The 15477-nt window shown below is 63.9% G+C and carries 14 protein-coding genes; 7 read left to right on the top strand and 7 right to left on the bottom strand.

All coding sequences use genetic code 11. The features are described from left to right. Window positions 1-17: 17 nt before the first annotated feature. The 4 genes from ACZYX4_RS12070 to ACZYX4_RS12055 all read right to left on the bottom strand — a co-directional run bounded on the left by ACZYX4_RS12070 (window position 18) and on the right by ACZYX4_RS12055 (window position 4149). Window positions 18-785, bottom strand: a complete 768-nt coding sequence (locus tag ACZYX4_RS12070) for an SDR family NAD(P)-dependent oxidoreductase (protein WP_463876139.1) — start codon at window positions 783-785, stop codon at window positions 18-20. Then, window positions 782-2176 (bottom strand): MFS transporter, encoded by a 1395-nt coding sequence (locus ACZYX4_RS12065; RefSeq protein WP_463876137.1) that lies wholly within the window; start codon window positions 2174-2176, stop codon window positions 782-784. Before ACZYX4_RS12065 ends, ACZYX4_RS12070 begins: the two co-directional genes overlap by 4 nt. Further along, on the bottom strand, window positions 2176-3063 hold the full coding sequence (locus tag ACZYX4_RS12060) for a polysaccharide deacetylase family protein (RefSeq protein ID WP_463876135.1): 888 nt from the start codon (window positions 3061-3063) through the stop codon (window positions 2176-2178). The genes ACZYX4_RS12065 and ACZYX4_RS12060 overlap by 1 nt, the downstream gene beginning before the upstream one ends. A 66-nt stretch (window positions 3064-3129) precedes the next feature. Then, window positions 3130-4149: an asparaginase gene (locus ACZYX4_RS12055; protein ID WP_463876133.1), complete on the bottom strand. Its 1020-nt coding sequence runs from the start codon at window positions 4147-4149 to the stop codon at window positions 3130-3132. A 286-nt stretch (window positions 4150-4435) separates the two neighbouring features. Between ACZYX4_RS12055 and ACZYX4_RS12050 the strand changes: the two genes are divergently transcribed. Further along, the gene (locus ACZYX4_RS12050) at window positions 4436-5476 is read left to right on the top strand and encodes a LacI family DNA-binding transcriptional regulator (RefSeq protein ID WP_463876131.1); all 1041 of its coding nucleotides are present in this window, start codon (window positions 4436-4438) and stop codon (window positions 5474-5476) included. Window positions 5477-5536: 60 nt separating this feature from the next. Here the strand turns inward: ACZYX4_RS12050 and ACZYX4_RS12045 are convergent, their stop codons facing one another. Further along, window positions 5537-6982 (bottom strand): PucR family transcriptional regulator, encoded by a 1446-nt coding sequence (locus ACZYX4_RS12045; protein WP_463876129.1) that lies wholly within the window; start codon window positions 6980-6982, stop codon window positions 5537-5539. Between the two features lie 120 nt (window positions 6983-7102). Here ACZYX4_RS12045 and pxpA point away from each other — a divergent pair, with 120 nt between their 5' ends. From pxpA to ACZYX4_RS12015, 6 genes are all read left to right on the top strand, one after another. Further along, window positions 7103-7846 (top strand): 5-oxoprolinase subunit PxpA, encoded by a 744-nt coding sequence (pxpA, locus tag ACZYX4_RS12040; RefSeq protein WP_463876127.1) that lies wholly within the window; start codon window positions 7103-7105, stop codon window positions 7844-7846. A 37-nt stretch (window positions 7847-7883) separates the two neighbouring features. Next, a complete protein-coding gene (locus tag ACZYX4_RS12035; RefSeq protein WP_463876125.1) occupies window positions 7884-8129 on the top strand; it encodes an acetyl-CoA carboxylase in 246 nt (81 codons plus the stop codon). Then, entirely contained in the window at window positions 8126-9475 is a 1350-nt protein-coding gene (locus ACZYX4_RS12030) for an acetyl-CoA carboxylase biotin carboxylase subunit (RefSeq protein ID WP_463876123.1), read from the top strand. The genes ACZYX4_RS12035 and ACZYX4_RS12030 overlap by 4 nt, the downstream gene beginning before the upstream one ends. Further along, window positions 9472-10377, top strand: coding sequence for a 5-oxoprolinase subunit B family protein (locus tag ACZYX4_RS12025; protein WP_463876121.1), 906 nt, complete (start codon window positions 9472-9474; stop codon window positions 10375-10377). Before ACZYX4_RS12030 ends, ACZYX4_RS12025 begins: the two co-directional genes overlap by 4 nt. After that, the gene (locus ACZYX4_RS12020; protein WP_463876119.1) at window positions 10367-11350 is read left to right on the top strand and encodes a 5-oxoprolinase subunit C family protein; all 984 of its coding nucleotides are present in this window, start codon (window positions 10367-10369) and stop codon (window positions 11348-11350) included. Before ACZYX4_RS12025 ends, ACZYX4_RS12020 begins: the two co-directional genes overlap by 11 nt. 407 nt (window positions 11351-11757) lie before the next feature. Continuing rightward, window positions 11758-13905 carry a transglycosylase domain-containing protein gene (locus ACZYX4_RS12015; protein ID WP_463876117.1) on the top strand — a complete coding sequence of 716 codons (2148 nt, stop codon included), beginning with the start codon at window positions 11758-11760 and terminating at the stop codon, window positions 13903-13905. 47 nt (window positions 13906-13952) lie between these two features. On the opposite strand, the gene ACZYX4_RS12010 is transcribed toward ACZYX4_RS12015, so the two are convergent. Together ACZYX4_RS12010 and ACZYX4_RS12005 are read right to left on the bottom strand one after the other, a co-directional pair. Continuing rightward, complete coding sequence (locus ACZYX4_RS12010; RefSeq protein ID WP_463876115.1) at window positions 13953-14810, bottom strand: 3-hydroxyacyl-CoA dehydrogenase; 858 nt, start codon at window positions 14808-14810, stop codon at window positions 13953-13955. Window positions 14811-14835: 25 nt separating this feature from the next. Next, window positions 14836-15468 (bottom strand): TetR/AcrR family transcriptional regulator, encoded by a 633-nt coding sequence (locus tag ACZYX4_RS12005; protein WP_463876114.1) that lies wholly within the window; start codon window positions 15466-15468, stop codon window positions 14836-14838. Between the last annotated feature and the right edge of the window lie 9 nt (window positions 15469-15477).

Below are 15477 nucleotides of genomic sequence, written 5' to 3'. Positions count from 1 at the left end.
TGTCCTTTCGGGCTTTTTCAGGCGCGCATCTTGATGGTGAGACCACCGTCTACGATCAGGGATTGGCCGGTGACGTAGGAGGCGTCATCGGAGGTCAGGAAGCCGATCACGCTGGCGACCTCTTCGGGCCGCCCGACCCGTCCCCAAGGGATTTCCAGCCCGGCGCGTTGCAGGCCGTCAGGACCGAGCGAGTTCACCGGGTCCAGGGACTGGGGCGTCTCGATGAGTCCGGGAATCACGGCGTTGGCGCGGATGCCGCGCGGTCCCAGCTCGGCGGCTACGCTGCGGATCAACCCCAGCACGCCAGCCTTGGCGGCCGCGTAATGGGCATGCTCCTCCCACCCGTAGACTCCTCCGGCAATGGAGGATACGGCAACCATCGATCCGCCGCCGGTCATCCGCGCGGACCCGGCTCGCAGGGTCCGCAGCACGCCGGTAAGGTCGACGTCGAGCATGTCATCCCAGCGCTCATCGGTCATCTCGCCCAGGGGCGAGTTGCGCAGGATTCCTGCGTTGGCCACCGCGTAGTCCAGACGGCCGTACTCCGCCAGGGCGCGTTCGGCGAACGCATCGACGGACGGTGTGCTGCGGACATCCACTTCGTGGACAACTCCTTGGCCGCCTGCGTCCTTCACCTGGCGGAGGGTTTCTTCCGGGTCGTGCGGGTCACCGGGAAAGGTGCCGATCACCGCGTGCACGCCGCGTTGGGCGTAGTGGACCGCGAGGGACCGTCCTATGCCACTGGCCGCTCCGGTGATCACGGCCACCTTTGTTTCCGGTGTCATGCTTCGACCTCGTGCGGGTGGTCCTCGAGCAGGGCTTCTACGGGCGGCTTGGCGGCGATCATCAGGAGTCCGGACAGCAGCGTTCCGCCGGCGCCGACCCACAGGGCTGCAGTGCCGGTTCCCGCGCTGGCTGTCGCAGCTGTGAACAGCGCACCGCCGAGAATGATGCCGGGTTGGCTCATCGCGCCGATGAAGGCGGTGCCAGTGGCTCGGCAGCTGACGGGGTAGCACTCGGCCATGAAGTACTGGATTGCGGCGTAGGGTCCGACCAGGAAGAACAGCCCGGCGCCGTAGGTGACGATGATCATGAAGGGGCTCGTGGCGAAGGGGCTGAGCATGATGCTGAACGAAATGCCGGAGAGAATCCAGCCGCCGATGATGGTCCGTTTGCGGCCGATCTTGTCACCGAGCCATCCGTGGAAGACGTAGCCGAAGTAGGCCAGCATGTTGATGACGATCAGCATCCAGAAGGCGTCGGAGAGTTCCACGCCCTTGGCGTTCTTCAGGACGGAGCTGCCGAGGATGCTGAAGATCATGATCCCGAAGAAGTTGAAGATCCAGGCCAGCGAGAAGACGATCGTGTTCCGGCGCAGGTGCGGTTCCCAGATGCGCTTGAGCGGGGCCGTGGAAGAGTGTTCGACGCCGTAGGCGCGGGCCAGTTCGTGGGCTTCCTCGGTCTTGCCGCTCTTCTCAAGTTCGGTCAGCTTGTGGTGCAGCTCGAACTGAGGTGTCTCTTTGAGCTTCTTGGCAATGGCCCACACGATGATCACGGCCGGAACAGTTGCCATGAGATAGAGGGCGCGCCATCCGAGGGACGGGAGGAAGGCCAGGGCAAGGGCACTGGCGAGCAGGAAGCCCAGCGGCCAGCCGCCCTGGATGAAGGAGTAGTGGAAGCCGGGGCGCTTGCGCTTATCGGCGACTTCGGTGACCTGGTAGACCTCGTTCATGTAGGTCGCGTTGACGGCCTGCTCCGAGAATCCGAGCCCGCCGAAGGAACGCACCAGCACGACCAGGCCGTTGCTGAGGAACGGGATTCCGGTCGGGATCAGGGCCGTCAGACCGGAGACAACCGCGGTGCCGCCGACGGTGACCATCATGCCCTTGCGGCGGCCGAGCCGGTCGATGACGGGGCCGATGCCGAAGGCGACGATCGCGGTGCCGACGGCGATCCAGGTGTTGATTGCGTAGGCTTCGGTTTCGGTCCAGCCAAACTCTTCCTGCATGGCCGGCAGGAGGGTTCCGAAAAGTCCATAGTCGAACACGGCTACGGTCCAGGCCAGCAGGGCCAGCACGGTGGCGGTGGTCGTGTGGCGCTTGGAGAATACCGGGAAGCGGCGTTTCTCGTTGGGAGCGGGTGTCGTCAGGTCGACGTCGGGCTGCTGGATGGTCATTACTGGTTTTCCTTTCGGGGACTGCGGGCGAGGAAGGAGTCTGCGATTTGGTCGAATGTGAGCCAGCTGACGCCCTCGTGGGAGTTGATGTGTTCGATGAGGCGTTCGAGCATAAGCAGGACCTGGGGGCGGCCCGAGACATCCGGGTGGATTGTCATGGTGAAGACGGCCTGGTCCATTTCCCGGTAGACCCAGTCGAACTGGTCGCGCCACATTTGTTCGATGTCCCGGGGACTGACGAAGCCGTGGGAGTTCGGGGAGGCCTTGATGAACATCATGGGAGGAAGATCGTCCAGGTACCAGTTGGCCGGGATCTCGACGAGGTCGGTCTCCTTGCCCCGGACGAGCGGCTCCATCCAGGTCTCCGCGGCCTTGGTGTAATCGATCTTCTTCCAGCTGTCACCGACACGCACGTAGTAGGGCTCGAAATCGCGGTGCATCAGGGAGTGGTCGTACTTGATCCCGCGTTCCAGGAGGATCTCGTTGGTGACCGGGGAAAATTCCCACCAGGGTGCGACGTAGCCTGTGGGGCGGCGGCCGGAGACCTTTTCGATGAGTTCGATCGACCGGTCCAGGATGGCGGTCTCCTGCTCGCGGGTCATGGCGATGGGGTTTTCATGCGAGTATCCGTGCACGCCGATTTCGTGCCCCGCGTCCACGATCATCCGGGTCAGGTCCGGGAAGGTCTCGATGGAGTGGCCGGGCACGAACCACGTGGCAGGAAGGCCGTATTTCTCGAAAAGACGGATCAGGCGGGGGCCGCCGACCTCGCCGCTGAACAGGCCACGGGAGATATCGCACGGGGAATCCTCGCCCCCATAGGAGCCGAGCATTCCGGCTACGGCGTCCACGTCGACGCCGAACGCGACTTGGATTTCCTTAGTCATGAGATCAACCTTTCACTGCGCTTGTTGTTGAGGTTTTGTCGTTGGGGTTTTGGTTTCGGGGTGGAACTAGTGCGGGAGCGTGCCCCGGCGGGCGAACGTTTCCGCAATGCGGGCCGCGGGGGTATCCAGCCTGAGCAGAAGGCTCAGCAGGACCAGGGACTGGGATGGCCTGAGCAGCCCGGAAGGTATGGCACCGGCCGCGCGCAGATCTGCACCTCCGCCGTCGCCGTACCGGGGAACGACGGCGCCGGCCTCCACCCGCGTGCTCGTTACCACCACGACGCCGGCCGCGGTGGCGTCCGCGACGTCGCGGCACAGCGCGCGGTTGGCGTTGCCCGTTCCCGTCCCCTGGAGCACAACCCCTGCCGCCCCGGCCTGCAGGGAAGCCCGCAACAGCGTCGAATCCGCTCCGGGATAGGAAGCAACGAGGTCCACGCGCGGTGAACCGGCGCTGGCTCCCGGCAACGGCAACGGGATGATGCCGGGCCGTGCACCGCGCATGCTGACCTCGCCGGAGTCGGTCACCGAGCCTGCGGTTCCGAAGTCCGGGTTGGCGAACGCATCGGGCCGGGTTGTGTGGCTCTTCCGGACTCCCGCCGCCGGGAAGATGGTCCCGGCAAACGCCAGTAGTACGCCCTTCCCCCGTGCCTGGGGGGAACCGGCGAGGGCGATCGCGCGGGACAGGTTTCCGGGACCATCCGGCATCCGGGAGTCGGCCGCCTGCTGCGCTCCGGTGAACACCACGGGGCGGGGATCATCGTGGGTGAGGTCCACGAGATACGCCGTCTCCTCCATCGTGTCCGTACCGTGGGTGACGACGACCCCCAAAACGTGCGGGTCGGCCAGGGCTTGCCGGATGCTGGCGCAGATGGCGATCATGTCATCGACCGTCAGCAGGTACGAACCCTTCCGGAGAACATCGACCACGCGGACCGGATGCGGGGCCGCAACCCCAAGGCTGGCGAACACCTGCTCTCCCGTGTCCGACGCCACGGCGGCTCCGCCGGCCTCCGACGCACGGGAGGAAATGGTTCCCCCCGTCGCCAACAGCACCACATAGGGAGCGCCCGATTCTGCGACAGTCATTTTCACTCCGCTTGTCCTGTTCTGCTGCCAGATGCGTACCCAATCGATTGGGTTATGGGATAAAAAAGTAGCTTTTCGATGTTTCCACCAGGCGCTTCCAATGTTTCGACGGTGTCAACATTTCCCCGCCTGGCACCGGAGCCACAGCAACCCAATCGATTGGGTTGGGTGGTGACATGACTATAGAATGTGAGGTGCGCCACGTCAAGGGCTCCCCAACCAGAGATCCGCACTTTTTGGGGCAGTCTTGGTGGTGTCTTCTTTTTGAGCTGAGGCAGGGAAACGCATGGAAGAAACCACGGCCGGGGACCGCACGGTCACACTGAAGGATCTCGCGAGCGAGCTCGGCATCCACCCCTCGACCGTGTCCAGAATCCTTCACTCTGAATCCGAAGTGGCGCGGGGTGCAGCCTCCGTGGCGACGGCCGAACGCGTCCGCGAGCTGGCGCGGAAACGGGGCTACTCCCCTGACCCGCAGGCCGCCGGCCTGCGGACGCGGCGCACGCGCCTTATGGGGGTGATCGTGCCCAGGCTGTCGGACCTCGTCCTGGCCCTCATGTACGAGGGCATTGACGAGGCTGCGGCGGAGCTGGGCTATTCGACGTTTGTCATGAACTCCCGCGATGACCCGGCGGAACAACGACGGAAGACGGACACCATGCTGGCCCGCCGCGTGGACGGGCTGATCATAGGTGACGCACATCTGGACAGTGGCCTGTTGCGGGAGTTGACGGTCCGGAAGGTGCCGTTCGTGCTCATGAACCGCCGCGTCCCCGGCTACCCGTCCGCCACCTGCGACGACGTCCTTGGCGGCGAGCTTGTGGCCGACCACCTGTGGACCCAGGGGCATCGAATCGTCGCTGTCATCGCCGGCGAGCCCTACGCCAGTACAGCCGTTGACCGGACAGCCGGCTTCGTGGACCGCTGGCGTTCGCTGGGCGGAAAAATCCCCAGCAAGGCCGTGGTGTGGTCCCGTTTCGATACCGCCGGCGGAAGGGAAGCGGCCGAGAATATCTTAACTCATTGCAACCCACATCCGACGGCACTGTTCGCCGTCAATGACTTTGCGGCAATCGGTGCGATGGGAGCACTAAGGTCCCATGGCCTCACTGTTGGCGACGACGTTGCGGTAGTTGGATTCAATGACACCTCGCTGGCCGCGGAGCTTCCCATCCCGCTGTCCTCGGTCCGCTCGCCCATGCTGGACATCGGGCGGACGGCGGTGCAACTCCTGAAGCGCGTGCTGGACGGCGAAATCGTCAAGCCCGTCAGGCTGGAACCGAACCTCTGCGTGCGGGAAAGCAGCGCCCGAGGCAACACGGGATGATATTCACCTTGGAGTTCCCTTAGCACGAGTTCCCGAGCACGGTTACGCGGCGGGATTCCCTCATTGCGATGCCGCGACGATTCCCAAGGCAAGCAAGCAAGTGGCGCGGACTTCGCCGTCGGACAAATCCAGTCTGAGGAGCTTCTCGATTTTCCGCAGCCTGTAGCTGAGCGTGTTCCGGTGGATGAAGATCTCCTCGCAGATCTTAGCGGAATTCCCGTTGTGGCGCAGATAAGCGTCGAATGTCTCCCGCAAAGCGCTGCCGCTGTCGGAGGCCAGCGGGGCCAACAGCCGCTGGCACATGGCCACCAGGCCCGGGCTGGGCAGGCCCTGAACAATGCCGGCAAGATCGGCCGGCGGCGCCTGGTGCACGCCGGCCGGGCCAACGTTTCGGCGGGCAAGCTGCAGCGCCAGCGGCAATTCGCTGAGGCTCAGGGATTCGGAGACGACGACGGACAATTCCGGGGCGTCCGTAAAAAAACCCCGCGTGGCATCGAGCAGATCGGCCGCTCCGTGCCGGTGCTGCAACAGAAGAGTCGTGAGTCCGGCTTCCTCCATGAACCTCACCGTGCTGAACCCGGCCTGCAGCCCCACGCGTGCGCGCCAGGCGATGGCACGCAACTTTGCGGGGGCTACATCGTCCGAACTGCCGATCAGCACCGCGCCCCAGTCGCCGTCAGGGTCAAACCCGGATTCGTGGGCGTAGCGGCGCAACGGCGCCAACGGCTCACCGCGGTCCTCATAGAGGGCCTCAATGAAGCGCGCGGCCTCCCGGGAATGCAGGGGTGAATGTGACCCGAGGGTGTAGCTCAGCTGCATCGCGATGACGGCAGCGACGGGGCCAAGAATAGGCTGCAGCACGACGTCGCTCGCGATTCCCTCGATGGCAAGCCGGAATTGCTCTGAGTCGCCGCTGGGCAGGCGCAACGCTGTTCGCGTGGACCCGCCGTGAGCCGCCCCTGCGGAGACAAGCTCGAACGCATTGTGATCGATCACGGCCACCCTCGCGTTGACGACGTCCGCCACCCGCTCCAGAACCTCGGCCAGGGAATGCCCGCCGGCCGCCAACCGGGTGCATCCATCAGCCAGCTCCCAGCCCTTTCGCAACTCCTCATATCGCTCGGCGGCGATGGCCTGCTCCACATGGCGCATGATCAGCACGAAGGGCACTCCCGGCGGGAGCTCCAGCAGTGGCAGTCCGTGCGCCTCGCAGGCCTGGACCAAGCCTGCCGGCAGCTCGTTGTGCGCGGCGCCCAGCCCGAATGCCAGCCCGGAGACCGGAACGGATACGAGGCGTTCCACGTAGGCGTCCCAGATCCTGAAGTCCTTGACGTTAAGGCCCATGCCATTGGTCAGCACAAGGGCATTCACACTAAGGAAGGGCGTGGGGTCCATATGTTCGGTCGGAGCGCACCAGGTGATGGGTCGAGCCAGGCGGCCTTCGCCGCCCGAAACGCGAAGGCGGATGTTGAGGTCGGCGTCGTCCGCCAAGTCTGAGATTCGCAAGGAAGCCTCCAAGAACGGCGGGAGTCGCCCGCTGGACAGTGCAATAACCATAATTCATCACCGGATATTCAGCGATCTGCACAATATCGGTAACCGAAAATGCTGAGTAGCGTTGCACCCATGCAAACAAGCGTGATCCCCGACACTCCCAGACGCGTGCTTCTGAACTCCGACATGGGCGAAGGCCTTGGCCTTCACGAGTTCGGCAACGACGATGCACTCATGCGCATCATCGACGTCGCCAACGTCGCCTGCGGCTATCACGCCGGCGATCCAGACGTCATGAACCGGACCGTGGCACTGGCCGCAGAGCACGGCGTGGCGGTCGGGGCCCACCCGGGCCTTCCGGACGTGGTGGGATTCGGACGCCGCCGCATGGTCCTTAGCCCTGGCGAGGTCGAATCGATCATCCTGTACCAGACCGGGGCCCTGGCTGCTTTTCTGGCAAAGCACGGGCTTGAACTGAACCACATCAAACCCCACGGCGCCCTCTACGGAATGCTGGCCGGTGACGAGGAACTGATGCAGGCCGCCGCCGGAACCGCCAAACAGTTTGGCGTCCCCTTCTACGGGCTCGCCGGGACCGCTCACGAATCCGTGTGCCGGGCAGTGGGGGTGGAATTCGTGCCGGAACTCTATGTTGACCTCAATTACGGTCCTGCCGGTGAGCTCCTTATCCAGCGCCGCCCGGCCCCCACGGACCCGGTCGCCGCTGCCGAGCGAGTCAGACGGGCGCTGGCGGGGCAGCCCATTATGGCCGTTGACGGCACCGAGCTGGACATCTCGTTCCAAAGTATCTGCATCCACTCCGACGCACCCAACTCTGTTGCAGTGGCCACCGCCGTGCGCGCGGTACTGGGCTGACTCCGAATTATCCAACCATCTGAAAGAGAGCAACCCCGTGGCAACCATCGTCTCCCCGCTCCCCGGAATTTTTTACCGTAAGCCCGGCCCCGGCAAACCGCCGTTTGCCAACGAAGGCGACACCATCGAGATCGGCCAGACCCTGGGCATCGTCGAAATCATGAAGCAGTTCACCGAGATCCAATCTGATGCGGCCGGGGTCCTCGAGTCCTTCGAGGTCAATGACGGCGACATGGTCAACCCGGGCGACACCATTGTCGTCATCCACGAAGGAAAGCTGTGAAGAAACTGCTCATCGCCAACCGCGGCGAAATCGCCGTCCGAGTTGCACGGACCGCACGCGAAATGGGCATCGAAACAGTCCTGGTCGCCAGCGAACCCGACGCCAATTCCCTTGCAGCCCGCACCGCCGACAACGTGGTGGTAGTAGGCCCGGCTCCTGCGCCCGCCAGCTACCTGAACCAGAACGCCATCATCTCCGCGGCCTTGGACAACGGCTGCGATGCCGTCCACCCGGGCTACGGCTTCCTCTCCGAAAACTCCGCATTCGCCCGGAAGGTCTCAGATGCAGGGCTGATATGGGTCGGTCCCGACGCGGACGCCATCGAAATGATGGGCAACAAATCCATGGCCAGAGAATCCGCCCGCAAGGCCGGCGTCCCGGTACTCCGCGGCTCGGACGGACCCCTGGACCCCGGGGCCGACGCCATTGAGGTGGCCCGCGGCATCGGCTACCCGCTGGTGGTGAAGGCCTCCGCCGGCGGCGGCGGCCGGGGCATCCGCTTCGTCCACAGCGAAGACGAGCTCCTGAAAACGATCGAGACGGCCCGCGGGGAGGCGGCATCCGTCTTCGGGGACCCCACGGTTTACCTGGAACGATTTGTGCAGCATGCCCGCCACGTGGAGGTGCAGATCCTCGGCGACGGAACCAGCTTCATCCACCTCGGGGACCGCGACTGCTCCATGCAAAGACGCTCGCAAAAAGTCATCGAAGAAGCACCGGCACCGGACCTTCCCGATGCCGTCCGCCGGAAGATCCGGGAGTCCTCCGTGGAGCTCGCCCGGGAATGCGGATACAGCGGAGCCGGCACGGTCGAATTCCTCTATGACCCCACCAACCACGAAGCCGCATTCATCGAAATGAACACCCGGATCCAGGTTGAGCACCCCATCACCGAGCAGATCACCGGGATCGACCTGATCCGCGAACAGCTGCTGATAGCCTCCACAGGAGCAATGTCCATCCGACAGGATGACGTCCGCTTCAGCGGGCACGCCATCGAATGCCGCATCAACGCCGAAGACCCGGAGCACAACTTCTTCCCCAGCCCGGGCCTCATCACGGCCATGGAGTGGCCCTCTGGGGAAGGCATCAGGGTGGACACGGGCGTGGAAGCAGGATCCGTAGTGAGCCCGTACTACGACTCCCTGCTCGCCAAGCTGATCGTCCACGCACCCGACCGTGAAACGGCCATTGAGGCCATGCTGACAGCCTTGGACGGTACACACATCGAAGGGGTCAAGACCACCATCCCGGTACACAAGACGCTTCTGGCGCGGCCCGAGTTCGCCGCCGTGACCCACCACTCGAAGTTCCTTGAAACTGCCGATCTCTTGGAGGCACAATGAGCCACCCGGCACCCGCTACGCAGGAGGCACGCTACACCTGGGGCGGAGACGAATTCCTGTTCGTGGAGGTCTCGGAGTCAATGAGCCTTGCCGCCAACTTCAGGGTCATGTCCATTGCCTCGAAGCTTTCAGATATGGAGCTGCCGGGCATCGTGGACGTCTGTCCCGCCAACGCCTCACTGCTGGTGAGATTCGACCCCGACGTCCTGCCGCCGAAGACCCTGGAAGAGACCGTCCGGACAATTGAAGGGGACCTGGCCCACCATCAGGAGCAAGAGCTCGAAACCCGGATCATCGAGGTCCCGGTCTGGTATGACGATCCCTTCACGGCGGAAGTGGCAAAGCGCTTCCGCGAAGGGTTCCATCAGGAACCGGGAGGTACCGACATTGACTACGCGGCGAAGGTCAACAACCTCAAAGATGCAGCCGAATTCATCCAGCGCCACCATGAGCAGCCGTGGCTTGTCTCCATGGTTGGCTTCGTGGCCGGCCTTCCGTTCCTCTTCCAGCTCGTGGAGCGGAAGAAACAACTGGAAGTCCCTAAGTACTTGAGTCCCCGCACCGATACCCCCAAGCTGACGGTGGGCCATGGCGGCTGCTTTGGGTGCATCTATTCCGTGCGCGGTGCCGGCGGCTACCAAATGTTCGGCGTTGCTGCCGCCCCCATCTTTGATCCCGCCCAGAGACTGGAAGACTTCAAGGACTTCATGGTGTTCTTCCGTCCGGGGGACATCGTTAAATTCAAGCCGGTCACCGAGGCCGAGTACAACGGCATCCAGGCGCAGATTTCCGCAGGAACGTTCCGCTACCGGCAGGTACCCGTGACGTTCGATCTGTCCAAGGCACTCGCGAATCCCGAAGGCTACAACCAGGAACTCATGGAGGCCCTCAATGGCGTTTGACATCAAGAAACCCGGCCTGGCCACCACGGTCCAGGACCAGGGACGCACCGGCCACTACAACGTGGGCATCCCGCAGAGCGGGTCCATGGACCAATACTCTGCAGAACTTGGCAATGCCCTCGTGGGCAACACCGCCAAAGAAGCCGTCCTTGAATGCACGTACCTTGGCCCGGTGCTGACGACCGAGCTGGACGCTGTCATCGCCGTCACGGGGGCCCCGGTTGAAGTGAAGGTCAACGGCGAAACCCGGCCGCAGTGGGCCCGGCTGCAGCTGAACGCCGGCGACGAACTCAGCTTCGGGGTGATCCGGGGCGGCACGCGCTACTACATCGCAGTCCAGGGTGGCATCGACGTTCCCGAGGTGCTCGGAAGCCGGTCCACCTACAGCCTGGGCGCAATCGGCGGTTTCCACGGCCGCAAGCTGGAGGCTGGCGACCACGTTCCCTTAGGAAGGCCGGTGAACGGCGGAGCCCTGCCCGTCGCCGACACGGTTCCGGAGGAATTCCGTCCCGTTTTCGAGAAGGAACAAACTGTCAGGATCGTGCTCGGCCTATACGACCACCGCCTCACCGAAGAAGGACTGGAGAACCTTCTCAACGCCGAGTGGAAGCTGACCCCAGTGGCCGACCGAATGGGGCTGCGATACTCCGGCCCCGGCGTGAAGTGGAAAGAACGCGAGCAACCTTTCGGGGCCGGTTCCGACCCATCCAATATCGTGGATGCCGGCTACGCCGTCGGGTCGATCCAGATTCCCGGCGGCACGCAACCGATCATCTTGCACCGCGATGCCGTCTCCGGCGGCGGGTACGCCATGGTGGGTACGGTCATCAGCGCCGACATGGATCTGGTGGCCCGCGCCGCCCCCGGCACGTCCACCAGATTCATCGCCGTCAGCCTGGACGAAGCCCTTGGGGCGCGCAAGGACCTTGCTGACCGCAAGAGGAATGCGAGGGCGGCCCTGGGACACTGCTGATCAAAGGTGATCTGGCTGGAAGTCGAAGCGGCCCCGGGCTGATGGCGGCTCCACTCGCGCCTGCCGGTACCGCAATGTAGGCCGGCATTTGTCCGCGTTCAGTGCCAATAGCCACCTCTGTCGTGACGGCCTCCCGGGACGAGCGGAGAAATTCCGAAGAGATGTCAGGTCTGTCAGCACCGGACTTTCGGCGGGAAGAGTCGCTGGCCCCCGACAACGACCCTGACCGGGTCTGAGCTGCTTTTGCGAGTTGCGCCCGGCGTTGCCCAGGCGTTTCGGACTCGCGCGAGCAGGACGCGCATAAACAGTTCCGACACAGTCCTGGCCGTCTGAATCCCTCCGGCACTGGTCCTCCGGCGGCCTCCCGGCGTATTCTGGGCACAGATTTTGAGCACGACTGGACAGCAATGGCGCCGAAGAAACGAATTGGATCTCGTCTTGCCGGGGCCCTCTGGAGGGTCCTCGGATTCATAACACTGAGCGCGATCTGCGGTGTTCTCGTCGCCAGCCTGGCGATCCCTGGCGTCGCTGCTGCCGGCGTTGCCGTCAGCAGGTCCATCACCTACTTCAACAACCTCCCCGCCGATCTGGCGGTGGATCCGCCGTCGCAGTCAACCAAAGTGCTGAGCGCGGACGGGAAGCCGATCGCCACCTTCTTTGCGGAGAACCGCGTGAAGGTCAGCCTGGACCAGATGTCCCCCTACATCAAGGACGCGATTGTCGCCATCGAGGACAGCCGCTTCTACACGCACGCCGGCGTCGACCCGCAGGGGATTCTCCGGGCGCTCACATCCAACCTGACCGGCGGCGCCAGACAGGGCGCCTCAACCCTGACCCAGCAGTACGTCACGAACGTGATCAATGAGTCCCTGTTATCGGCGGACAGGAGCGATCAGGTCATCCTCAGCGGGCAGAAGAGCATCGGCGACAAGGTGCGGGAGATGAAGCTCGCCATCGAGCTGGAGAAGAACTACGCGAAGGACCAGATCCTGGAGGGCTATCTTAATATCGTGTTCTTCAACCGGGACGCGTACGGCATTGAGGCCGCAGCCCGGCATTTCTTCAGCACCTCCGCAAAGGACCTCACCCTGCCGCAGGCTGCCCTGCTCGCGGGGCTGGTCAACAGCCCCAGCTTCTACGATCCCGCCGCATATCCGGAAAACTCCATTAAGCGGCGCAACCAGGTCCTGGACAAAATGCACAGCGAGGGGAAAATCCTCCAAGCTGATCATGACGCCGCCGTCGCCAGCGGTGTCGAGCTGAGAATCACCCCTGCAAAGCAGGGGTGCGCGGCGGCGGACATGGCGCCGTACTTCTGCGACTACGTCTCCCACCTGATCCTCAACAACCCGGTGTTCGGCGTCGACGCCACGGATCGCCAGAGGAAGCTGTACCGCGGCGGTCTGACCATCACCACTACGCTCGACAGCAGGCTGCAGGCGGCCGCGCAGGCCCAGGTTGACGCCACGGCCGGGGCCAACCCGGACAAGTGGGGCGCGTCGCTGGTCTCGATCGGGCCGGGCACCGGAAAGATCCTGGCGATGGCGCAAAACACCGTGTTTCTTCCCGCCCCCGGGAAATTTGATACCCAGCTGAATTTCAACGTCGATGCCAAGGACGCCGACGGCAATGACCTGAACGGCGCCGGCGGGTTCCAACCCGGGTCCACGATGAAGCCGTTTACATTCGCGGAATGGCTCAATGAAGGCAAGTCCATGGTCGCCGAGGTGGACGCCGCCCGGCGGACATATCCGCTGGACTTCCCGTGGAAGTCCAGCTGTGGAAAGGTCCTCGGGGCCTACAATACGGCCGAAAAGGCCCTCGGCGCCGCGGACGACCTACAGAACAACGACGAGGGCTACTACCGCAAAATGCCCGTCAATTATGGGCTCTACAACTCCATCAATACGGCAACCTTCGCTGGGGCCGCCGAGCTGGACTTCTGCGGCATCCAGAGAATGGTGGATACCGTGGGACTTCACAGCGGCGTGGATAACGCCCCGGTAAACATGCACCAGCTGGGCAACCTGCTGGGTGCCATTGGTGTGGCGCCACTCGTGCTGGCCAACGCGTTTGCCACGTTCGCCGCTGACGGCAAGTATTGCGCCCCGATCGCCATCGCGGATGTGACCGATGCGGCGGGCCGGGAGCTTCCGGCCCAGTTCAGCGACTGTCGCAGCGCGGTTAAGCCCGAGGTAGCCCGCGGTGTGAACGCCGTGCTCCAGGATGTGATGAAACTGGGCTCCGGCGTCTACATCGAGCCCAAGGTCCACACCAGTTTTCCGTTCGCCGCCAAGACCGGCACGTCCAACAATAACGGCGCCACCTGGGTGGTCGGCTACACCAGCGGCCTGGCCACCGCGTCCTTCTTCGGCGACGCGCTGGAAGGACAAAAACGGCCCGGCCAGGACGTCACCATCAACGGCAAATTCTACAAGAACATTGACGGATACATGCTCGCCGGCCCGCAGTGGGCGAACTACATGCTCGAGGTCGCGGGACTCTACCCGGCCGCGCCCTTCGCTCCCCCGCCCGAGTCCATGACCAAACCATGAACCGCCGCGTCCGTGAGGGGCGGCCCTTCAGGGGGCGCTAGCCGGACTCAGTAGGTGTAGAAGCCTTCGCCGGAGGAGACGCCGAGCTTGCCCTTGTCGATGTAGTTTTCCTTCAGGTGCTTGGCGAAGGCTTGAGATCCGGCGTCCGGTGAGGACGAGGAGATGTTGTACGCGGTCCCCAGGCCAACGACGTCGTAGATCTGGAACGGTCCGGTCGGCGCACCGGTGGCAATGCGCCATGTTTTGTCGATCGTTTCCGGGGTGGCGATGCCCTGCAGCAGCAGACCGGCGGCCGCGTTCAGGAGCGGCACCAGAAGCGAGTTCAGGACGTAGCCGGCTTTCTCCTTCTTAATCTCGATCGGCTCCAGCCCGCTGTTTCGGGCAAACTCGACGACGGCGTCGAACACCGTCGGATCGGTCTCGGCCGTGCCCATCACCTCGGCGATGTTCTGCGCCCAGATGTTGTTGGCGTAATGGATGGCGAGGAAACGATCGGGGCGGCCGGTGAAATCCTTGAGGTCGCTGGGCAGCAGAGTTGACGAGTTCGTGGCGAAGATGGTCTTGGCGGGTGCCAGTTCTGCGAGCCTGCGGTAGACGTCCCGCTTGAGCTCAATCAGTTCAGGCACGGCCTCGATCACGAGGTCAGCGTTGGCGACGGCGTCCGCGAGGTCAGCGGTGAGGCGGAGGTTCTCAAGAGCTGCCTCAGCTTTGCCTTCCGAAGCGCCGGCCACCTTCTCTGCCTGGTAGATGCCGGCGAGCTGTGCGAAGCGGGCCCGGGCCTTCGTGAGGACCTCATCGCTGATGTCATAAGCCGTCACGGCGAATCCGTGGAAGGCAGCCTGGTAGGCGATTTGCGATCCGAGCACTCCGGTGCCGAGCACGGTCACCGTTTTGATTTGGGGCATGGAGTTCTTCCTTTCGACGCAGGCGTTAGCTGCGGCCGGGATTGACGGACCCGTAGATACTGCGGATCCAGATGGTTGATAACACGTCCAGGGCGCGGGACTCCGCTACGGCGGGACTCTCCTGGTTGAGGACCGCCGTGATCACCCGCTCGTTCATCAGGTTGAGGCTTACTGCCAGGTCGTGGGCGTCGATCCCCCCTGGCGCAGCCCCCCGGGCTTGCTCGGACTGGATCACACCGGTCGAGAAGTCGGCCCAGGACTGCATCGACCTGGACCAGAGCGAACGCACCTCATCGTTGCGGGCGCGCGCTGCGATCGCCGCGCTGGAGACGCCGCGGTGGGACACGAACACCTCGACGAACATACCAATGGCACGTGTCCAGGACCCAGCGGGATCACTTTCGAAATCCCGCGGCAATTCGGCGATCCGGTGTTCCACCTCGGTGATCACGCGGTCCAGAAGAGCCAGCAGCACCGCGTCTTTGGACGAGAAGTAGAAGTAGAAGGTGGGGCGCGAGATGCCGGCGCCCCGGGCCAGATCCTCGATCGAAATCTCGTCGAAGGCCCGCTGGCCAAGAAGCGCCTCGGCCGTGACGAGGATCGCGTCCTGGCGCTCATCCCCCGAGACCCTTGCGGTACGTCGTCCTCGTTGAGCCATACACCCAGT

It is taken from the genome of Pseudarthrobacter leeuwenhoeki (genome assembly GCF_055412885.1).
This window is presented reverse-complemented; position numbering and strand designations above follow the sequence as displayed.